At 66.4% G+C, this 20503-nt stretch carries 22 protein-coding genes; 12 read left to right on the top strand and 10 right to left on the bottom strand.

What is annotated here, in order from left to right; translation table 11 throughout:
* Positions 1-170: 170 nt before the first annotated feature.
* From RPS27_RS16130 to RPS27_RS16105, 6 genes are all read right to left on the bottom strand, one after another.
* The gene (locus tag RPS27_RS16130; protein ID WP_212067955.1) at positions 171-998 is read right to left on the bottom strand and encodes a DUF2076 domain-containing protein; all 828 of its coding nucleotides are present in this window, start codon (positions 996-998) and stop codon (positions 171-173) included.
* 126 nt (positions 999-1124) lie between these two features.
* Positions 1125-1970, bottom strand: a complete 846-nt coding sequence (locus tag RPS27_RS16125) for a ChbG/HpnK family deacetylase (RefSeq protein ID WP_212067956.1) — start codon at positions 1968-1970, stop codon at positions 1125-1127.
* The gene (locus RPS27_RS16120; RefSeq protein ID WP_313754114.1) at positions 1967-3013 is read right to left on the bottom strand and encodes a glycosyltransferase family 2 protein; all 1047 of its coding nucleotides are present in this window, start codon (positions 3011-3013) and stop codon (positions 1967-1969) included. The genes RPS27_RS16125 and RPS27_RS16120 overlap by 4 nt, the downstream gene beginning before the upstream one ends.
* A gap of 99 nt (positions 3014-3112) precedes the next feature.
* Complete coding sequence (hisG, locus tag RPS27_RS16115; protein WP_211418532.1) at positions 3113-4090, bottom strand: ATP phosphoribosyltransferase; 978 nt, start codon at positions 4088-4090, stop codon at positions 3113-3115.
* Positions 4091-4093: 3 nt separating this feature from the next.
* Positions 4094-5245, bottom strand: coding sequence for an ATP phosphoribosyltransferase regulatory subunit (locus RPS27_RS16110; protein ID WP_211418531.1), 1152 nt, complete (start codon positions 5243-5245; stop codon positions 4094-4096).
* Positions 5246-5367: 122 nt separating this feature from the next.
* Positions 5368-6138 carry a 16S rRNA (uracil(1498)-N(3))-methyltransferase gene (locus RPS27_RS16105; protein ID WP_212067958.1) on the bottom strand — a complete coding sequence of 257 codons (771 nt, stop codon included), beginning with the start codon at positions 6136-6138 and terminating at the stop codon, positions 5368-5370.
* Positions 6139-6349: 211 nt separating this feature from the next.
* Between RPS27_RS16105 and RPS27_RS16100 the strand changes: the two genes are divergently transcribed.
* Positions 6350-7012 carry a hypothetical protein gene (locus tag RPS27_RS16100; protein WP_212067959.1) on the top strand — a complete coding sequence of 221 codons (663 nt, stop codon included), beginning with the start codon at positions 6350-6352 and terminating at the stop codon, positions 7010-7012.
* On the top strand, positions 7009-7947 hold the full coding sequence (gene ubiA, locus RPS27_RS16095; protein ID WP_212067960.1) for a 4-hydroxybenzoate octaprenyltransferase: 939 nt from the start codon (positions 7009-7011) through the stop codon (positions 7945-7947). Before RPS27_RS16100 ends, ubiA begins: the two co-directional genes overlap by 4 nt.
* Before the next feature lie 112 nt (positions 7948-8059).
* Here the strand turns inward: ubiA and RPS27_RS16090 are convergent, their stop codons facing one another.
* Positions 8060-8578, bottom strand: coding sequence for a DUF6101 family protein (locus RPS27_RS16090; RefSeq protein ID WP_212067961.1), 519 nt, complete (start codon positions 8576-8578; stop codon positions 8060-8062).
* 265 nt (positions 8579-8843) lie between these two features.
* Here RPS27_RS16090 and RPS27_RS16085 point away from each other — a divergent pair, with 265 nt between their 5' ends.
* The 8 genes from RPS27_RS16085 to RPS27_RS16050 all read left to right on the top strand — a co-directional run bounded on the left by RPS27_RS16085 (position 8844) and on the right by RPS27_RS16050 (position 16377).
* Positions 8844-10232, top strand: a complete 1389-nt coding sequence (locus tag RPS27_RS16085; protein WP_212067962.1) for a TldD/PmbA family protein — start codon at positions 8844-8846, stop codon at positions 10230-10232.
* Positions 10219-11028, top strand: coding sequence for a 3'(2'),5'-bisphosphate nucleotidase CysQ (locus RPS27_RS16080; protein WP_211418526.1), 810 nt, complete (start codon positions 10219-10221; stop codon positions 11026-11028). The genes RPS27_RS16085 and RPS27_RS16080 overlap by 14 nt, the downstream gene beginning before the upstream one ends.
* A 62-nt stretch (positions 11029-11090) precedes the next feature.
* Positions 11091-11333 (top strand): DUF4170 domain-containing protein, encoded by a 243-nt coding sequence (locus RPS27_RS16075; protein WP_028134338.1) that lies wholly within the window; start codon positions 11091-11093, stop codon positions 11331-11333.
* Positions 11330-12043 carry a lysophospholipid acyltransferase family protein gene (locus tag RPS27_RS16070; protein WP_212067963.1) on the top strand — a complete coding sequence of 238 codons (714 nt, stop codon included), beginning with the start codon at positions 11330-11332 and terminating at the stop codon, positions 12041-12043. Before RPS27_RS16075 ends, RPS27_RS16070 begins: the two co-directional genes overlap by 4 nt.
* On the top strand, positions 12006-13352 hold the full coding sequence (locus RPS27_RS16065; protein ID WP_259215828.1) for a 3-deoxy-D-manno-octulosonic acid transferase: 1347 nt from the start codon (positions 12006-12008) through the stop codon (positions 13350-13352). The genes RPS27_RS16070 and RPS27_RS16065 overlap by 38 nt, the downstream gene beginning before the upstream one ends.
* The gene (gene lpxK / locus RPS27_RS16060) at positions 13345-14361 is read left to right on the top strand and encodes a tetraacyldisaccharide 4'-kinase (protein WP_212067965.1); all 1017 of its coding nucleotides are present in this window, start codon (positions 13345-13347) and stop codon (positions 14359-14361) included. Before RPS27_RS16065 ends, lpxK begins: the two co-directional genes overlap by 8 nt.
* Positions 14362-14691: 330 nt before the next feature.
* A complete protein-coding gene (locus RPS27_RS16055; RefSeq protein ID WP_194406043.1) occupies positions 14692-15027 on the top strand; it encodes a GYD domain-containing protein in 336 nt (111 codons plus the stop codon).
* Between the two features lie 1038 nt (positions 15028-16065).
* Entirely contained in the window at positions 16066-16377 is a 312-nt protein-coding gene (locus tag RPS27_RS16050; RefSeq protein ID WP_212067966.1) for a hypothetical protein, read from the top strand.
* A gap of 22 nt (positions 16378-16399) precedes the next feature.
* Here the strand turns inward: RPS27_RS16050 and RPS27_RS16045 are convergent, their stop codons facing one another.
* A complete protein-coding gene (locus RPS27_RS16045) occupies positions 16400-16630 on the bottom strand; it encodes a DUF2093 domain-containing protein (RefSeq protein ID WP_194406045.1) in 231 nt (76 codons plus the stop codon).
* 195 nt (positions 16631-16825) lie between these two features.
* Between RPS27_RS16045 and RPS27_RS16040 the strand changes: the two genes are divergently transcribed.
* On the top strand, positions 16826-17647 hold the full coding sequence (locus RPS27_RS16040; RefSeq protein WP_212067967.1) for a dienelactone hydrolase family protein: 822 nt from the start codon (positions 16826-16828) through the stop codon (positions 17645-17647).
* A gap of 260 nt (positions 17648-17907) precedes the next feature.
* Positions 17908-18054, top strand: coding sequence for a hypothetical protein (locus RPS27_RS16035; protein WP_194406047.1), 147 nt, complete (start codon positions 17908-17910; stop codon positions 18052-18054).
* Between the two features lie 66 nt (positions 18055-18120).
* Here RPS27_RS16035 and xseA read toward each other — a convergent pair whose 3' ends face one another.
* Both xseA and RPS27_RS16025 read right to left on the bottom strand, forming a co-directional pair.
* Positions 18121-19743 carry an exodeoxyribonuclease VII large subunit gene (gene xseA / locus RPS27_RS16030; RefSeq protein WP_212067968.1) on the bottom strand — a complete coding sequence of 541 codons (1623 nt, stop codon included), beginning with the start codon at positions 19741-19743 and terminating at the stop codon, positions 18121-18123.
* Between the two features lie 125 nt (positions 19744-19868).
* Entirely contained in the window at positions 19869-20405 is a 537-nt protein-coding gene (locus RPS27_RS16025; protein WP_212067969.1) for an REP-associated tyrosine transposase, read from the bottom strand.
* Positions 20406-20503: the final 98 nt, after the last annotated feature.

The raw sequence follows: 20503 nt of genomic DNA, 5'->3' as shown, positions 1-20503 counted from the left end.
GGCGCCACTGTCCGGAGTGACTTTTTAGGGACTTGAAGCGACCAACTAGTTGATAATTAAGCCATTTCCATCTCCCACAAGGGGAGAAGGAAGAATTCAGCGCAGAACGATGCAAATAGAACGGCCGCCTCAAGGGCGGCCGTTCTCGTTTGCAAAGGTTCGGACTGGCCTCACGCGTAGTCGCTGCCGCCATCGTCGTCGCCGCCGAAATCGCTGTCGTCGGCCATGTCCATATTGCCGTCGCCATTGGCGTAGTTCTGATCGTTGTCGTCATTGCTCCGATCGTTCGACGCCTGGTCGATGAAGCCCTGGCGGGACTCGCGGTTCGAGCCGATGTCGTCGAGACCGGCATCGCGCGCGAGCGAGCCGCCGGACTGGTCGCTGCCGCCCCAGGGGCTTCCACCAGCGCCGCGGTCACCGAGCGCAGCGCTATCGCCGAAACCTTGCTGGTGCGATCCGCCCATCATGCCGCGGATGCTGGAGAGCAACAGCGAGCCGCCGACGACGCCGGCCGCGGCCGCCGCCGCCGTGCCGAGGAACGAGCCGCCGCCACCGCCGACCGGCGGAGCGCCATAACCCTGGCCCGGACCTTGGCCGTAGGCCTGTCCATAAGGCGGCGGTGCGCCGTAGCCCGGCTGGCCCTGCTGCATCGCTCCGCCGGTGTTCCAGACCGGCCGCTGCTCACGCGGCGGCACGTTCGGAACCGAGCCGCGCGAGGGGCCTCCGCCGAACAGCGTGTCACGCATGGTGTCGAGGAAGCCGCCGGACTGCGCCTGTTCGGGTGCATGGGCCGCCTCCAGCTCCTGGATGCGGTTATGGGCGCGCTTCAACGCCTCGTCCTGCAACAGCGTGGTCTGGACCAGCGCATAGACCGCGCCGGGCGCCTTGCGCAGCCCGTCGGAGATCGCGGCGATCGCGTCGGGATCGCGCGGTGCATTTTCCAGTTTCGAAAGCCGGTCGAACAGGTCGTCGACGAGCTGGCGTTCCTGCGGCGTCATGATCAATCTCCCTCGCGCAAAACAAGCGCGAGGCAGATGTAGGGTTCCATTGTGGCCCCAACAGTGCCGGCCGGATTAAATTTCGGTATGCGACAAGCTGCCTCTGCGGCTTGCTGTCCGCCGTTTTCACCTCAGCGTGGCGCCACTGTCCGCCAGCAGACGCGGGAAGGCGTCGCTCGCGAGATAGGCGTGCTCGCGTTCGCGGACATCCGTCATCGGATCGAGGCCGGCGAGGACGTCGTCGACGAAGCCGGGATGGCACATCACGAGGCCGCCATCCGGCAGACCTTCCAGGAACTGCCGCATCAGCTCGCCGAAATCGGTCGCCCGCGCGAAGTCATAGGCGCCGGCGAAGCCGGGATTGAAGCTGAGACCGGCGCTGCCGGCGCGACGGCGGAATTGCGTGCTGAGCACATCGAGCACCATGGCCTTGGGAGAGGCAAGCCGCTGCTTGAGCGGCAGGTCGCGGCCGCCCTGGCGCACCCAGGCGTTCGGCGCGCCATCGACGACAGCATCGACGAAGCCGTCGCGCACCTGCGGATAAAGCTGCACATGCTGGTGGCCGTCGACGAAATCGGGCGCGCGGCCGAACGCCTCCGCGAAGGCGGCGAGCTGCGCCTTCACCTCGTTGCGGAAGAATTCGCGGTCGAGCCGCCGCAAGACGCCCGCGCGCAGCAGCTTCGGAAACGGCATGAACATGTCGCCGTCGAGCGGACGGAAATGCATGGTGAGGGGGCGGAACGGCGCCGACAGCGTCACGTGCAATCCGATCGCGCAGCGCGGGCTCGCTGCCGCGGCCGCTTGGAGCGCTTCGATCTCGCTACGCTCGATCGCCGGGCCCACCATCATCACCGAGGTGGCGTTGAGGCGGCCGCGTTCGATCAGGTCGCGGATGGCGCGGTTGACGCCCGGGCTGATGCCGTAATCGTCGGCGCAGAGCCAGATCCGCCGCAGGCCCGCGGCCTCGCTCATTCGGCCGCCGTCCTCTTCGCGGCGTCGTCAGCCTTGTCGGTCTCGAAGCGCTTGTCGCTGTGCTCGGCGACGAAGTAGATCGGGCGCGCCTTCAGCTCGGAGAGGATCTTGCCGATATATTCGCCGACGATGCCGATCATGATGAGCTGCACGCCGCCGATCGTCATCAGGCCGATCACGAGCGAGGGATAGCCGGGCACCTGCTTGCCGGTCGTGAGCACCTCCCAGAGGATCGACAGGCCGAACAGGAAGGCGCCTCCGGCGAGGATGACCCCGAGCAGGCTGGCGAAGCGCAGGGGCGCCACCGAAAACGAGGTCAGGCCCTCGATCGACAGGCCGAGCAGGCTTGCGGCGTTGAAGGTGGTGACGCCATGAGAGCGCGCCGCGGGCTCGTAATCGACGCGGATCTGGCGGAATCCGATCCAGCTGGCGAGGCCTTTGAAGAAGCGGTTGCGCTCGGGCAATTGCCTGAGGGCTGCGACCGCGCGCGGGGAGAGCAGGCGGAAATCGCCGGCGTCCTCGGGAATCTTCTGGCGTGCGCCCCAATTGATCAGCGCATAGAAGCCGTGCACGGCGACGCGGCGCAGGAAGGTCTCGTTGTCGCGATGCGCCTTGGCGGTATAGACGACGTCATAGCCGTCTTCGATCCAGTGCCGCACCAGCTGTTCGATCAGGGCCGGCGGATGCTGGCCGTCACCGTCCATGAACATGACGGCGCCGAGCCGGGCATGGTCGAGGCCGGCCATCAACGCCGCCTCCTTGCCGAAATTGCGCGAGAGCGACACCACCTGGACGTCGATCGCATCTGCCGGCAGGCTGCGTGCGATCGCCAGCGTCGCATCCTTGCTGCCGTCGTCGACATAGACGATCTCGCAAGACAGCCGATAGCGCTCCCGCAAAACTCTTGCGAGATCGCAGACGCGCTGATGCAGGGCGCCGAGGCCAGCCGCCTCGTTGTAGACGGGGACGACGATCGACAGTCCCTTCGCGGCGGCGCTGGCCGCATTGGTCGTCATGCCTGATACGTCAGAGCCCAGCGTCATCGGTCGAGGTTCCAGAGGCGGTCAAAGTCATCTCAACAGCATATGGTAGCTGCCGTTTGCTGTCGCAAAGCTGAACGGAAAAGCCGAGCGGACCTGGGCTCACCGCCGCAGGAACGCTTCGAGCTTTGCGAACAGCGGGTTCTCGCGGTCGAACACGTAATCGAGCGAGACCACCGAGACGGTCTCGGCGCCATGCTCGCGCAGGAAGCTCGCCAGTGCATAGAGCTGCCCCGGTGGGCAGTGCAACGTCAGCATGCCTGACGAGGTCGGTCCGCCGAACGGGGCCTCGACGCCGAACCGGCTGTGGGCCTCGCCGAGCAGGGCGGCGTCGCATTGCCGAAAGCGGGTGCGGACCTCGCGGTATTTGTTGGCCCGCGCCCGTGCCGCGATGTGATCGAGGATCACGCGCGCCGTCTCGCGGGCCTGCGGCGACCAGTCCGCGTCCTTCGACGCCACGAGATTGGCCTGGCTGCGCAGGATCATGCCGTCGTCGAGCACCCGCAGGCCGTTGGCGGCGAGCGTCGCGCCGGTCGTCGTGATGTCGACGATCAGCTCGGCGCTGCCGGCCGCAGGTGCGCCTTCGGTCGCGCCTGCGCTCTCGACGATGCGGTAATCGGTGATGCCGTGGGTCTGGAAGAACGCCCGGGTGAGATTGACGAACTTGGTCGCGACCCGCATCCGCATGTGATGCTGCTCGCGGAAGCCGGTGGTGACGTCGTCGAGATCGGCCATGGTGCGGACGTCGATCCAGGCCTGCGGCACCGCGACGACGACGTCGGCATAGCCGAAGCCGAGGCCGTCGATCAGCGACACGCGGTTGTCGGCATCGGCGATGTTCTCGCGCACCAGGTCTTCACCGGTGACGCCGAGATGCGCGACGCCGCGCGACAATTGCGATGCGATCTCGCTCGCCGACAGATAGGCGACCTCGACATTGTCGAGGCCCGCGATGGTGCCGCGGTAGTCGCGCGCGCCGCCGGCCTTCGACAGCTTCAGGCCCGCGCGGGCGAAGAAGGCTTCGGTGTTCTCCTGCAGGCGGCCCTTGGAGGGAACGGCCAGAACGAATGGCGCGCTCATGACTTAAGCTCCCACCTTGCGGCCGATCCTGGTCAGCGCATCCACCCAGACCGAGAAGCCGACCGCGGGAATGGGTTCAGACGATCCGAGCTGGGTCATCAGCCCGTCATAGCGGCCGCCGGCGACCAGCGGCTCGGCGCCGTTGCCGCGGTGATGCAGCTCGAATTCGAACCCGGTGTAATAGTCGAGGCCGCGTCCGAACGCGGTCGAAAAGCGCGTCTGCTTCACGTCGATGCCGCGCGCGGCCATGAAGCCGACCCGGCTTTCGAACTGGTCGATGGCCGCGGCAAGGTCGAGCTTGGCATCATTGGTCAGCGCGCGCAGCGCGGCTATGGAATCGTCGGGGCTGCCCGATATCGACAGGAAGCGCTTGAGCACGGTGATCGCCTCGCGCGACAGCGCGCCGCCCTTCAGCGTCGATTGCTCGAGGAAGCGATCGGCGATCTCGGCGGTGGTGCGGCCGCCGACATTGGTGGTGCCGGCGATCGACATCAGATCGGTGACGAAGGCGAGCGCGGCCTTGCGGTCGGAGCCGGCGAGGGCTGCGAGCACGCCCTCATATTCACTCCGGGTCGCGGTGGTCGCGGCCGCCAGCCGCTCCAGATCCTGCTCCAGGCTGATCTTGCGGTTGAAATCCTTGACCAGGCGGCGGCGCCAGACCGGGTAGAGGTCGAGCGCGTCGAGCAGCGCGTTGAACAGCGCCACGTCGCCGGTGCGGATCTCGACGTCGCGGACGCCGAAGGCCGCGGTCGCCTCCAGCGCCAGGGCCAGCGTCTCGGCATCGGCCGCGGCGCGGTCCTGGCGGCCGAACGATTCGATGCCGGCCTGCAGGAATTCGCTGGCCTGGCCGCTGCGGTAACGAAACACCGGGCCGAGATAGCTGAACCCGGCCGGCTGGCCGGCGCGGCTGGAGGCGAGGTAGTCGCGGGCGACCGGAATGGTCAGGTCCGGGCGCAGGCACAGCTCCTCGCCCGTGAGATCCGTGGTCAGATACAGGCTCTTGCGGATGTCCTCGCCGGAGAGGTCGAGGAACGGCTCGGCCGGCTGCAGGATCGCCGGCTCGGCCCTGACATAGCCGGCCTGCGCGAACGACAAGAGCAGCGTATCCGCCCAGGCGGCGGAGCCGGCAGCATTTGAGGTGGCAGTCGCGGTCATGACAGAGGTCCATCTGTCCCGGTGGAACCGGGCAGGGCAAGGGGAAGGACAGGAATTGCGCAGCCCTTAGCATGGCCGATGCGCGGTTTCGACCTCCAAAGGATCAATCGCTTAACGGGGGATCAGCTGGACTTGGCTTCGGCGGTCGTGCCGCCCCAATCGCCCAGCACCGCCTGGACCAGCGCCAGCGCCGCCACGGCGGCCGTGTCGGCCCGCATGATCCGGGGACCCAGGGCCAGCCGGAGGATCTTGGGCTGCCGCAGCAGGAGGGCGCGCTCTTCCTCGGCGAAGCCCCCTTCGGGGCCGATCAGGACGTCGATCCCTTGGGCGGCCTCGCGGGCGGCCTGCAGGCTCTGGACCGGGTTTTCGACTTCCGCGGCCTCATCGCAGAAGATCAGCAGCCGGTCGGCCGGGCGCTGGCTCAAAAAGCGCTCCAGGGCCACCGGTTCGGCGACGGTGGCGATGCTCAGGATACCGCATTGCTCGGCCGCCTCGACGACATTGGCCCGCATCCTCTCGGTATTGACCCGGGAGGCCTGGGTGAACCGGGTCAGCACCGGCTGCAGGGCGGCGGCGCCCATCTCGATGGCCTTCTGGACCATGTAATCGAGCCGGGCATGCTTCAGCGGGGCGAAGACGTAGGCGAGGTCGGCAAGCCGGTCCTGAGGCCGGGTCTGCTGGAGGATGAGGAGGCCGTCCGGCCGCTTGCGGCCTTCAATGGCGGCCTGCCACTCGCCGTCGCGGCCGTTGAACGCCAAAACCTCGGCCCCGGCGGCGAGCCGCAGCACGTTGCCGAGGTAATTGCTCTGGTCGCGGTCGAGCGCGACACTGGCGTCCTGGGCAAGGGGGGCATCGACGAACAGGCGGGGAGCGCGAAAATCGTAGGCGGGCATCGTTCAAAAGTCCGATTTGGCGCCGTTATTAACCGAAAGCAGCCCTTCCGGGGGTAAATATTGCCGAACCGCTGCGTCGGCGCGCCGCGCTCTTGCCCTATTCGGCGGGTTGTTAAGCGCCGGCGGGAATCGTAAAATCGCGAGCACGCTGGTTGCGCTTCTGTTGGGAAGACGCTGGACCCCGTCAGCTCCTGCCGGAGAGAATTTCTTGATGATCCGTCGTTTGATGGTTCCGATCGCTGCGGCCATGATCACCATGGTTGCCCCAGGTGCTTATGCGCAAAGCGCGTTCCCGGCGCCGCTCCCCAATCAGGCTCCCGCCAGTTCGGCGTTTCCGCCGGTGAACGGTGCGGCGCCGACCGCGTCGGTCGGTGCGGCTCCGCAATCGTCATTTCCCGTGAATGGCGCCGCCCCGATCGGTGGCGCTGGTGCTTTCAGCGCGGCGCCGCCGACCCAGGCCGGTCCCGGCGAGGACTGCATGAAGGCGTTCATGCCCCTGCGCGAAGAGGCCGAGAAGCGCGGCAAGCTGATCAAGGCCGCGAGCGACCGTCACGCGCCGCCGGACGAGGCCTGCAAGCTGATCCGCAATTTCAGCCAGGCTGAAACCAAGATGATCAAGTACATCGAGACCCACGCCGCCAAATGCGGAATCCCGCCGCAGGTCGGCGCGCAGATGAAGGACGGCCACAAGAACACCGAGGCCATGGCGACCAAGGTCTGCAACGTCGCGACGCAGATGCAGCAGCAGCAGGCGCGCCCCGCAGGCCCGTCGCTGAGCGAGGTGCTGGGCTCGGGCTCGGCGCCTGAGGCCAATGCCGGCAAGAAGGGCGGCAGCACCTTCGACACACTCAACGGCAACGTCCTCACCCGATGAGCGACACATCCGCCCGCGTTGCCGATTCCACCGGCAACTGGGTTGATACGCGCGCGCCGCAATGGGCGCGGCCTTATTTGCGCCTGTCCCGCTTCGATCGTCCGATCGGCTCCTGGCTGCTGCTGATGCCGTGCTGGTGGTCGGCGGCGCTCGCGAGCGGCATGGCGCATGACGTCCGCGGCCTGCCGCTCACCATCGTCCTGTTCTTCATCGGCGCCTTCGCAATGCGCGGGGCGGGCTGCGCCTGGAACGACATCACTGATCGCGATCTCGACGACAAGGTCGAGCGCACCCGCTCGCGGCCGCTGCCTGCGGGACAGATCACCGTGACGCAGGCGCTGGCCTTCCTGGTTGCTCTGGCGCTGCTCGGGTTCGTCGTGCTGCTCCAGTTCAACCGCTTTGCCGTCATGACCGGCATCGCCTCGCTCCTGGTCGTCGCCATCTATCCCTTCATGAAGCGCGTCACGTGGTGGCCGCAGGTCTTTCTCGGACTCGCCTTCTCCTGGGGCGCGCTGATGGGCTTCGCCGTCACCTTCGGACGCATCGACGTCACCGCGCTGGTGCTCTATGCCGGTTCGATCGCCTGGGTGATCGGCTACGACACGATCTATGCGCATCAGGACGCCGAGGACGACGCGCTGATCGGTGTCAAATCCACCGCGCGCCTGTTCGGCGCCCATACGCATCAGGCGCTGATCCTGTTCTATGGCGTCGCGGTGATGCTGATCGGCGTCGCGCTGGCCTCAGGCGATGCGCGCTGGCCGGCCTGGCTCGGGCTCGCCGCCTTCGCCGCGCATCTGGCGTGGCAGGTCATGCGCTTGCGGATCGACGATCCCGAATTGTGCCTGCGGCTGTTCAAGTCGAACAAATATGCGGGCCTGCTGCTGTTCGCGGGATTGCTCGCGGACGCGGCGATGCGGGCACAGCTCTCGTAGGATGCGTAGGGCGGATCAGCGAAGCGCAATCCGCCAACTTCTGTCCGAGTAGAAAGCAAAGAGGCGGGTTACGCCTACGGCTAACCCGCCCTACGGCAATTGTGACTGCCGCTTAATTCCGCGCGATGATCTCGCGTTCTTCGCGATGAACGGTGAGTTCGCGCGCCATCGCGACGCGGCGGCGCATCAGGAATTTCGGACGGCGGGCGCGGATCGCATTGGCGCGGCGACGGCGGGCGGCGGGCTTGCGCGCGCCTTCGTCGAGCTGCGGCAGCGCGAAGATCTCGCTCCAGATCGCCCAGGCCTCGTTGAGCTCGTCGCCCTCGGCACCGACCAGCAGCGGCACGGACAGCGAGGGATCGCGATGCACGAGGACGAGGGCCTGCGCCTCGTCATTGCCGCGCAGCGCGACGCCGGTGAAGTCGCTGACGCGGACGTTGATCGCCATCTGCATGCCGCGGACGGCACGGCGCAGCACGACACGTTCGCGATGAAGCTCGATCTGCCTCGTGTATCCGTCGGCGCGCGGATCATGCGCATCGAAGCGGACCGGGAGGGAAAGAGGGTCGAGCCGCAGAGAGCGGCTCGACCCGGCGGGAGCGACCCCGCATGTTGCTGTTTGACGCCTCACGGCTTTCGTTCTCCCCGCCGGGATTATGTTCCCGGTCGATGCGAGGACCTTAGCGCGCGCTCTTCCGAAACCGCTTAAAAAGGCTGGTTAACCCACCGTCACTGCTCCTCATGATTGACAAGACCTTGGCACGCATGATTGACGAGACGTTGCGCCGATGGTGCGAATCTGAGCTTTTGGCGGGCTGAAAATGCTTGAAGTCCGCGCGATCAGGGCACATCTGTGGGTTCCGGTCCCGAACCCCCGCCCCAACAGGATTTCGTTCGTGAACTCTTCACCATCCGCAAGCTCGACCACAGCCAATCGCGACCTGTTCGACCAGTCCGCGCTCTCCGATCTCGCGCAACGGCTGGTCGAGGCGGCCAGGCGCGCGGGCGCGGACGCGGCCGATGCGGTCGCCGTGCGCGGCGTCTCGCAAGGCGTCGAGGTGCGCGACGGACGCGTCGAGGAATCCGAGCGCTCGGAGGGCGACGATGTCGGCCTGCGCGTGCTGGTCGGCCAGCGTCAGGCGGTGGTCTCGACCAACGACGTCAGCGGCGATGCCGTCACCAAGCTTGCCGAACGCGCGGTCGCGATGGCGCGCGTGGCCCCCGACGACAAATATGTCGGCCTCGCCGATCCCGCGCTGCTCGCGCGCGATTTCCCCGATCTCGATCTGCTCGATCCCGACATTCCCGCGACCAGCGAGCTCGAGCGCCGCGCGCTCGCGGCCGAAGCCGCCGCGCTCGCCGTGAAGGGCGTCACGAAATCCGGCGGCGCTTCGGCCTCCGCCGGCATGGGCGGCATGGTGCTGGTCACCTCGACCGGTTTCCACGGCTCCTACTTGCGCTCCAGCCAGGGCATTTCGGCCACCGCCATCTCGGGCGAGGGCACCGGCATGGAGCGCGACTACGATTTCACCTCGGCGCCGCATGCCGCCGACCTCTTGTCACCGGAGGTGGTCGGCCGCTCCGCCGGCGAGCGCACCGTGGCGCGCTCCAACCCGCGCAAGGTCGAGACCTGCAAGGTGCCCGTGGTGTTCGATCCGCGCGTTGCCGGATCGCTGGTCGGCCATGTCGTAGGTGCCATCAATGGCGCCTCGATCGCGCGCAAGACCAGCTTCCTGAAGGACAAGCTCGGCCAGCAGCTGTTTGCCAAGAACATCCGCATCATCGACGATCCCCTGCGCAAGCGCGGCCTGCGCTCGCAGACCTTCGACGCCGAGGGCGTCGCCGTGAAGAAGATCGCGCTGATCGACGAGGGCGTGCTGACGACCTGGCTGCTCGATTGCGCCACCGCGCGCGAGCTCGGCCTTGCCACCACCGGTCATGCCCATCGCGGCGTCTCCTCCTCGCCCTCGCCGGGCCCCTACAATCTGCATCTCGAACCCGGCACGCCGACGCCGGCCGAATTGATCTCAGACATCAAGCAGGGCTTCTACGTCACCGATCTGATCGGCTCGGGCGTCAACGGTGTCACCGGCGATTACAGCCGCGGCGCTTCCGGCTTCTGGATCGAGAATGGCGAGATCACCTATCCCGTCAGCGAGGTGACGATCGCCGGCCATCTGTTCGAGATCTTCAAATCGATGCAACCGGCGAACAATCTCGAATTCCGCTACGGCATCAATGCGCCGACGGTGCGCATCGAGGGCTTGACGCTTGGCGGACGTTGACGCGAACGACACGATCCTGACCCGCGACGCCGCACTGCTGCAGGACACGGTGCGGGAAGCGGGCGCACTGGCGCAGTCGATGTTCCGCACCGAGCTGAAGAAGTGGATCAAGGGCGCATCCTCGCCGGTGTCGGAAGCCGACATCGCCGTCAACGATTTGCTCGAAACGCGCTTGCGGAGCGCGACGCCGGATTATGGCTGGCTCTCGGAGGAGAGCGCCGACGACGCGGCCCGGCTGTCGCGGCGGCTGACCTGGATCGTCGATCCCATCGACGGCACGCGCAACTACCTCAACGGCCATGACGATTGGTGCGTCAGCGTCGCGCTGGTCGAGGATGCAACGCCCGTGCTCGGTGCAGTGTTCGCGCCTGTGAGCGGCGAGTTCTTCTTCGCCGCGCGCGGACGCGGCACGACGCTCAACGACGTCCCGGTGCGGGCGACGGGCGGAGCCGAGCTGGACTTCGCCCGCGTCGCCGGGCCGAAACCCCTGGTCGAGCGCCTGAAGCCCTCGCTCGGCGACATCCAGCTGCATCCGCGAATCGGCTCGCTGGCGCTGCGCCTGTGCCGGGTCGCCCATGGCGCGCTGGATGCGGCTTTTGCGGGCGGCAACAGCCATGATTGGGACCTTGCGGCGGCCGATTTGATCGTGCAGGAAGCCGATGGTAGGATGAGCGACCTCTCCGGAGAACCCATCCTCTATAACCGCCGGGAAGTGGCGCACGGGGTGCTGGTGGCAGCGGGGCGCGATCGTCATGCGGGCATTGTCGCGCATTTTCGAGATCGCCCCTTGGCCTGAAGCGCCCGTCGTCGTGCTCGTCGAACACTGCTTTGCCGGGCCGCCCGCTAGGAACAGAACTCATGCCAGATAGTGCCCCGCAACAACTGCTCCACCTCGTCATCGGCGGCGAGCTCGTCGATCTCGAGCAGAACGTCTTCAAGAATCTCGACGACGTCGAGATCGTCGGCCTCTACCCGAATTATGCGACCGCCCACGCCGCCTGGCGGGCCAAGGCGCAGAGCACGGTCGATAATGCGCAGATGCGCTATTTCATCGTCCATCTCCATCGGCTGCTCGACCCCAATCAAGAACCGGCACGTTGAAAAAACTGCTTCGCAATACGCTGCGAAGCAGCTGGTTTCAGCGTGCCGTCGGGGTTCTGGCGGCCGAATATCTGCGTCTGGTCTGGCGCACCAACAAGTTCACGTTCGATCCGCCCGATGTCTATGACATCGTCGAGCCGCAGATCCCGGCGATCTTCGCCTTCTGGCACGGCCAGCATTTCCTCACGCCCTTCATCAAGAACAAGGACTCCTATCGGGCCAAGGTCCTGATCTCCCGGCACCGCGACGGCGAGTTCAACGCCATTGCGGTGGAGCGGCTCGGCATCGGCCTGATCCGCGGTTCCGGCGATCATGGCAGCGCCTTCCACCGCAAAGGCGGCGTCGGCGCCTTCAAGGAAATGGTGCGGACGCTGCAGGACGGTTGTAATGTCGCGCTGACCGCCGATGTCCCCAAGCGCGCGCGCGTGGCGGGACTCGGCATCATCATGCTGGCACGGGAATCCGGGCGGCCGATCATGCCTTTCGCGATGGCGACCAGCCGCTTCATCCGGCTGAAGAACTGGGACCGCACCACCATCAATCTGCCGTTCGGGCGGGGCGTCCTGGTCGGCATCAAGGAAATCCACGTGCCACCGGATGCGGATGCCGCCACGATGGAAGCGCTGCGGCTGGAGCTGGAAGAGACCTTGAACGAGGCGACCCGGCGCGCCTATGCGCAACTCGGCCGTCCGGGGCCTCAAGATGCCTAAATCGCTGCCCATTGCGTTGCCGATCACGCTGCGGATGTACCGGCGCCTGGCCTCCGGCCTGGTGCCGCTGGCGCCCGCGCTGATCAAGCGGCGGCTGAAGCAGGGCAAGGAAGATCCCGCGCGCGTCGGCGAGCGGCGCGGTCTCTCCCGGGACGTGCGGCCGCACGGCCCGCTGGTCTGGATCCACGGTGCCAGCGTCGGCGAGGTGCTGGCCGCGGCGGCGCTGATCGAGCGTTTGCGCGATCTCAATCTGCGCATCCTGCTCACCTCGGGCACCGTCACCTCGGCCGCGGTGGTCGCCAAGCGCTTTCCGCCCGACGTCATCCATCAATACGTGCCGTATGATTCTCCGCGTTATGTCGCGCGTTTCCTCGATCACTGGAAGCCGTCGCTGGCGCTGTTCATCGAATCCGATCTGTGGCCGAACCTGATCCTCGCCGGCGCCGCGCGCCGCGTGCCGATGGTGCTGATCAACGGGCGGATGTCGCCGCGCTCCTTCCCGCGCTGGCGGCGCATGCACGGCACCATCTCGGCGCTGCTGTCGCGGTTCGACATTTGCCTGGCGCAGTCGAAGATCGATGCCGAACGCTTCGCCGCGCTCGGTGGCCGCGACGTCGCCACGACAGGGAATCTCAAGCTCGACGTGCCGGCGCCGCCGGCCGATCCCGCCAAGCTCGAGCGGTTGATGGCGATGACGCGCGGGCGGCCGATCATCGTCGCGGCCTCGACCCATCCGGGCGAGGACGAGATGCTGGTCGCCGCGCATCGCAGCCTCGTCGGCTTCTTCCCGCAGCTCCTCACCGTGATCGTGCCGCGGCATCCCGATCGCGGCTCCTCGATCGCTGGCCTGATCACGGCCTCCGGCCTGACGCCTGCCCTGCGCTCGCGCGAAGAACTGCCGGGCGCGACCACCGACATCTATGTCGCCGACACCATGGGCGAGCTCGGCCTGTTCTACCGCCTCTCGCCGATCGTGTTCATGGGCGGGTCGCTGATCCGCCACGGCGGACAGAATCCGATCGAGGCGATCAAGCTCGGCGCCGCCATCGTCCATGGTCCGCACGTCTTCAACTTCACCGATGTGTTCGAGGCGCTCGATGCGAGCGGTGCGGCGCGGCAGGCCGATAATCAGGAGGCGCTGGTCAAGCAGCTCGGCCAGCTGCTGGCCGATCCCGCCTTGCGCGAGACAATGCAGCGCGCCGGTACCGGCGTGGTCGAGCGGCTCGGCGGCGCGCTGGATCGCACCATGACGGCACTCGAGCCCTATCTGCTGCAATTGCGCATCGAGATGGGGGCCGCCAATGCGTGAGCCGGCCTTCTGGTACCGGCCACGTTCTCTTCCGTCCTATGCGTTATGGCCGTTCGGCGCGCTCTACGGCGCGATCACCGAACGGCGCATGCTGCGCGAGGGCATGGATGCCGGCATCCCCGTGATCTGCGTCGGCAATTACCATGTCGGCGGCGCCGGCAAGACGCCGACCGTGCTGGCGCTGACGAAGCTGTTGCGCGGGCTCGGCGAAACGCCGGTGGTGCTCAGCCGCGGCTACGGCGGGCGCCTGAAAGGCCCCGTCATGGTCGGCCGCGACCGTCACACCGCCGCCGATGTGGGCGACGAGCCCTTGATGATGGCGCGCGACGTCCCGGTCGTGGTCGCGCGCGACCGCGTCGACGGTGTTGCGCTGGCGAAGTCGCAAGGCGCCACCGTCATCCTGATGGACGACGGTTTCCAGAACCCGCGCCTGCTCAAGGATGCTTCGCTGATCGTGATCGACAGCGAGCGCGGCCTCGGCAACGGCCAGGTGTTCCCGGCAGGCCCCTTGCGCGCGCCGCTGCAGGCCCAGCTTGCACGCACCGACGCGCTGGTGCTGATCGGCGACGGCCGCGCCGCCAACGATGTCGCGGCCGAGCTCGCCAAGCGCAACAAGCCCGAGCTGCGCGCACGGTTGAAGCCGGATGCGGGCTCGCTCGCGCAACTGCTCGGCCGGAAAGTGTTCGCCTTCGCCGGCATCGGCGATCCCGAACGCTTCTTCCGCACCCTTCGCGCCGGCGGCATCGACGTCGCGCGCACGCGCGCCTTCGCCGATCACCACATGTTCTCGCGCGAGGAGATCGCAGCCCTCGCGGCGGAGGCGGAGCGCGAGCAGCTCACGCTGGTGACGACGGAAAAGGACCTTGCGCGCCTGCGCGGCCAGGATGGCGTGCCTGACGACATCGTGCCATTCGCCGTCCATCTCGAGTTCGACGATCCCGACGCGCTGCGCCAGTTGATCGGCGACCAGCTCTACAAGGCGCGCGAGCGAAGATTTGGCAGGCGATGATCTCGTAGGGAGGCAAGGCTATTCCGCGAAGATTGCGCCTCGCGCTTTCCTGCGCGAACGCAACGTGTGATGGCGAATGAATTGGCGCGATGCGATGTGTGAACCGAGCTGTCATGTCGCGGGGGCGACAAAGTCTCTTCCGCACGTCCGGGAGTTGATGTAGCCTTTCATGAGAGCCGTCACCGGGACGTGCCGAACTCCCGGAAATCATCGACGGCGTTTATGCCCACGGCGGGCAGTGTATCTTCATCATTTCAGGTGCGATGGCCGTAACGACCAGCTCGGAACGGCATGAAGAGGTATTGCTAAGAGTTCAGAGGAGAACATGCCATGCATTTTTGCCTCACCGGACAATACACACCACGCGCGCTCAACGCTATCTTGGAAAATCCCACGACCAATCGCCAGGAGGCCGCCAGGAAGCTCATTGAAGCCGCCGGCGGCAAGCTGATTTCGATGTACAGCGTTGCGGCCGACGGCCCAGGCGTCCTGGTGATTTTCGATGTGCCTGATCCGGGCGTGGCTCCGGCCATTTCCGGGCTGACCGTTACGGCAGGCACCCTGCAGAACGTGAAGCTGACCCGGTTGTTCACGCAGGACGAGATCAAGCAGGTCCGCCAGAATGCGGCGAAGCTGCGTGCTTCTTATACTCCGCCCGGAGGCTGACTCCGGATCTTGAGCGAAGCCGCCGCAGGCTTTGCAGGCGGCGGCAACGCTCACATCAAGGGATCAATCACGTCTGCAAGCCGAAGGTCTGGCGTCCATCGACGGACGATGTAATACGATGCGTGCTGCGTCCGGTGCCATGGGCCGGATTGAACGTGCTTGCCAGCGGCCGCGGTTCTCCGCGGCGATCGTGCTTCAGCAGTCAGTTGTGCTCACCACGCCCCAGCGGCCATCATTCCGATAATGGTCAGGCACGAGAGGCAGGCCACCATGACAGTATAGTATTCGGGTGTATTCATTGCAGGCTCCCAAACTGTTGCCAATTGCTTGGTCATTGCTACGCGGGAGAGGTTGCCCGTGGTCGGGCCGCTTCAGTGCGGCGCGCGGTAATCGGGTTTGCGATGCATGTGCATCTTGTCATCGTCCCCCCGATCTGCAGGATGATGATCCGCGTCCGGAGCCTGAGCGCGTTCAGTCGCGATCAGAAGCTGTTTCCGCATTTCAGCAAGACGGGCGCGACAATATTCACGATAGAGCAACTCTAATATGGCGGGCATGATCATCCCCATCGTTTGGCTTGATATTCCGCCGCGAATTTTCTTGGTGAACGTAGCCGTCCAGATGACGCTTCGATATGAGCCCGTTCACAGACTGCGCCAATTCCAAAGCTCAATGGTCGGTTGGTTGGCTTGATTGTCTGCGCGATAAAAGGAGCAGGGCCAGTTACCTAACATGCAACTATAGCAGCCCTCTGTTTCACCAAGACTTCGTCGAACAACTTAAGGGCGCCAAATCGCAACGAAGAATCCAACTACAGCGCGAAATGACTAACCACTGAGTGCGCGCACTGCTCGATGCAACGCGGAGCGGCGTGGCGGAGATCATCGGCGGTGAGGCTGGCAAATCACGCGCGCGCATATCGTCGCAATTGACACATCCTTATCGATGCTCGTGCCGACCTGGTTGCCGCACGCCGCCATTCAGCCGGCATTCATGGCCAGGCTCTTATCGATAGAGCTGCGTCCAAGGAGAGGTCAGATGAAATTGCGGTCCGCGCTTCTTACCGCCAGCCTCATGTGTCTGCCGGTGTTGCCCGCCCTTGCTCAGACATCCGCACCACCTGCCGCCGCTCCGACCGCCACCGTGCCGGTTCCCGCGACCAAGCGCGTGACGTGCCTTGCCACGACGGCGAGCCTGAAAGGGCAGGACAAGCGCGACCAGCTGCAGCTCTGCCTGGCGCAGGCGCGGGTCGACTGCCTGAAGCAGGCGATCGATCAGAAGATCGTCGGCGAATCCAGGAAGAGTGCGATCAAGACTTGCATGGGCGGCGATGCACCCGAGCCGCAATAGGCGAGCGAGATTGACGACGGGATCACGATTCCTGCGGTCTCGGCGCGCCGGGAAAATGCCGCTGCAGCACGGCGGCAGGCGTGGCGTAGGCCTCCTGCAGGTCGACGCTCCAGTATTTCAGCTCGTCGAGCGGAATCCGCGCGTCGGTGATGGCGCAGCGCACGAAGGTCCCCGGCGAGATCACGCGGAAATCGCCGTCGAGATATTGCACCTGCGCTTCGCCATGGCCCGAGGGGCCGAACTTGTTCAGCACGGTCGAAAGTCTCCGTGGAAGGCCGCCCTCGAGGAAACCCCCGGAGGGCACGATGTGTTGGCCGGGATGTAGCATAGATAGGGCGGCTTGTCCGCCCGGTAAACCCACCGGTTTGTGATGTTTTGCCGCCGTTTCCGCATGATAGTTCTGGCGCGAAGGATCGCTGGTTCCGGCAGCTCCCTACGGCAGAGTCCGATGCGCCTTCGACTGACCGCCCTGTTCGTGATGCTCGTGATGTCGGCCGCGCATGCCGCGCCGGCGCCGCTAGCAGTCGAGATTCCGCTGGCGTCGGGCGTTCTCCATGCGCAGCTCTACAAGCCCGAGGGAGCAGGCCCGTTTCCGACCGTGATCGCGCTGCATGGCTGCGGCGGGCTCGGCGGCCATTCCGATTCCATCCTGCCGCGCTATCGCGACTGGGCCGAGCGCCTGCTCAGGGCCGGCAACGCCGTGCTGTGGCCCGACAGCTACGGCTCGCGCGAACTCGGCCCGCAATGCCGCGTCAAGGAGATGCACGTCAAGGCGCGGCGCGAGCGCGTCGCCGACATCGCGGCGAGCCGGGCCTGGCTGATGCAGCAGAGCTGGGTGGCGCGCGACCGCGTCAGCCTGATGGGCTGGGCCAATGGCGCGAGCGCGCTGCTCTGGGCCGTGCGTCCGCAGAGTGCCGCGCGGGATCTCGGTCCGGATTTCCGTGCTGCCGTCGCTTTCTATCCCGATTGCCGGATCTCGGCCGGCCTCGGCTGGAGCACGCGCGTGCCCACGCTGGTGCTGATCGGCGCCGATGACGACGTCTCGTCGCCGCCGGCCTGCCGCCAGATGGTGGAGGGCGCGCATGGCCGCAGCGCGCTCGCGCGCATCGTGGTCTATCCCGGCGCCTATCACGATTTCGACCGCGCCAACACGCCGCTGCATGCGGCTGGCAGCAACGATGCAGGCGCGCCCGAGCGCGGCCATCTCGGCACGAATGCAGAGGCGCGCGCGGAGTCGCAGAGAGAGGTCGCGGAGTGGCTGGCGCGGTAATCTCGTAGCCCGGATGGAGCGCAGCGAAATCCGGGACAGTGCAACGTGGGGCACGATCCCCGGAATGCGCTGCGCTCCATCCGGGCTACGGGCCACGTGAAGCGGGGCCGCCCGGGGAACAACGTCAGGCGGACAGCCCCGCATCGACCACCGCCCTGCACGGAAAATGGCCGACCGGGAATCTACGGATCGCGCGCGCGCCGGTTTCAGCGCGTGACGGCGCCTTAGTTCGACCACGATGTCGCTTAAACGAAAGTCCCATGCGCAACCGCATCACGCTCTTCTCCGCACTCGTCGCCTTCACCGTCGCGATCTTCCTGTACGAGGCCCACGCCGGCGCCCCCCAGCGCGCACCGGAGCATTGCGGCTTCTGGACCACGATCGACGCGGGATTGTCCTGCCGCTAGGGCTCGCCGTGTCCACGCGCGTCGCTATTGGCGGCGAATGACACTGCATGTGAAGCGGTCATCGCCTCAGAACAGACTGCCCTGATCCACCGGCTTGGCCACGCGCTTCGGCGCGGGCTTTGCGTCCGCTGCGGCCGGCTTCGCTGGCGCCGGCGCACGCTTGGCCGTCGGCACCGGCCGATCCGCATCCGCGGTCGCCGCCACACGTCCGTCCGCGAACTCGATCTCGAGCCGCGCGTTCGGCCCGACGCTGTCGGCCGCATGCAGCGGATGACCCGCCTCGTCCCGCACCAGCGCGAAGCCGCGTGCGAGCACGCTGCGATAGGACAAGGCCGACAGCAGCTTGCCGCTGTTCTCGACGCGGGCCTCCAGCCGCTGCAGCAGCGTGAGAAGCGCGCGGCCGGCGCGCTCGCTGAGGCGATGCGTGCGCTCGCGCTGGCGGGCGATCGCGTTGCGCTGCGCCTGCGCATTGGAGATTTTTGACGCGCGCAGGCGAACCTCGAGTCCGGCAAAGCGGTCGCGCCGCCGCCGCAGCAGCGAGCGCGCGGAGAGGCCGAGCCGCTCGCCGCACACTGTCAGGCGATGGTCGGCCTGCGAGATCTGGCCGTGCAGCACGCGCAGCGTCAGCTTCGAGCTGGCGGCGGTGAACCTGCGGAAATGCGCGTGCGTGTTGGCCTTGAGGCAGCGGGGCAGGGAGGCGCCCGCCGAATCCAGCCGTTGCCTTGGAATGGCGAGCAGGTCGCCGGCCGCCGGCAGCGCGCGCGCGGCGGCGCGGAGCTCGCTGCGGCGGCTCTCCTGGGCGCGCTGCCATCTGGCGCGGGTGCGGCGTCCGAGATCGGCGACCTCGACGAACAGATCGCTGCGCACCGGCACCGCCATCTCGGCGGCCGCCGTCGGCGTCGGCGCGCGCTTGTCGGCGACGAAGTCGATCAGCGTGATGTCGGTCTCGTGTCCCACCGCCGAGATCAGCGGGATCATGCTCTCGGCCGCCGCGCGCACCACGATCTCCTCGTTGAACGACCAGAGATCCTCCAGCGAGCCGCCGCCGCGTGCGACGATCAAGACGTCGGGCCGCGGAATCTTGCCGCCCTCCGGCAGCGCGTTGAAGCCGCGGATCGCGGCCGCGACCTGCTCGGCCGAGCCTTCGCCCTGCACCTTCACCGGCCACACCAGCACGCGGCGGGGGAAACGGTCCTCCAGCCGATGCAGGATGTCGCGGATCACCGCGCCGGTCGGCGAGGTCACGACGCCGATCACCTCCGGCAGCCACGGCAGGAGCTGCTTGCGCGCCTCGTCGAACAGGCCTTCGGCGGCGAGCTTCTTCTTGCGCTCCTCCATCAGCGCCATCAGCGCGCCGATGCCGGCCGGCTCCAGCGCCTCGATCACGATCTGGTACTTCGAGGAGCCCGGATAGGTCGTCAGCTTGCCGGTGGCGATGACCTCGAGCCCTTCCTGGGGCTTGAAGCGCATTCGTCCGTGCACGCCCTTCCAGATCACCGCCTCGATCTTGGCGCTCTCGTCCTTCAGCGCGAAATAGCAATGCCCGGAGGAGTGGGCGCCCCGGAAGCCCGAGATCTCGCCGCGGACCCGGACATGGCCATATGTGTCCTCCACGGTCCGCTTCAGGGACTGCGAAAGCTCGGAAACGGTGAATTCAGGCGCGTTGTGAAGTGGTTCCGCAGGCGGCATTGAGCAAACGATTCGGCATTTTGGGGTCAGGCCCGACGTTAAGGATTTTCGCTAGCCGGCGCCATGCGAAACTGGCGGTTAGAGGCTGTAGGATGGGTTGAGCCCTTGCGAAACCCATCGCCTCTCTATCCCCGCTCTCCGTAATCGCGCCCGTCCTCCGACCGATCGCCGGCCCAATCGACCGGGTAATTGCCGAGCTTGACGTGGCGATGAAACGAGGAGGGCGCCCAGTCACGTACCCGGCTGACGAGCCCGTGCTTGAGCGGATTGATGTGAACATAATCGACATGCCGCGCGAAATCGACGTCGTCACGAATGGTGTGCTCCCAATATCTGCGCTGCCAGATGCCCCGTTCACCTTTGGCCGAACGGCTTTGGGATATCCTCTCATTGCGCGACAGCCCGCGCGAAAAGCTGGATTTGATTAGCTGCCAGCGCATTGCAAAATCGGCATCGCCTTCCGGTAACGTCCACACAGTGTGCAGGTGGTCAGGCAGCACCACGATGGCGTCGATCGTGAATGGATGGCGCGCACGCGTTTCGCGAAACGCCGCGCGCAACGCCTCGACATGATCTGTCAGCAAGGCGAGCTTCCGCTCCGCCAGATTGACGGTGAAGAAGAAGCACCCACCCGGAACGAAGTTGCGGCGGTACGCGGTCATGACGCGATCGTATCACGAAACAAGTTTCGTTACGGTCTTCTAGACCAACTGGCTGTTGAACAATCAGTCAGCAAGGGCTTAGACTAGAACGTTTTCTG

The organism is Bradyrhizobium sp. WYCCWR 12699, from assembly GCF_032144035.1.
Classification (GTDB): Bacteria; Pseudomonadota; Alphaproteobacteria; order Rhizobiales; family Xanthobacteraceae; genus Bradyrhizobium.
The sequence above is the reverse complement of the archived record's forward strand: the minus strand, read 5'-3'. Positions and strand labels throughout refer to the sequence as shown.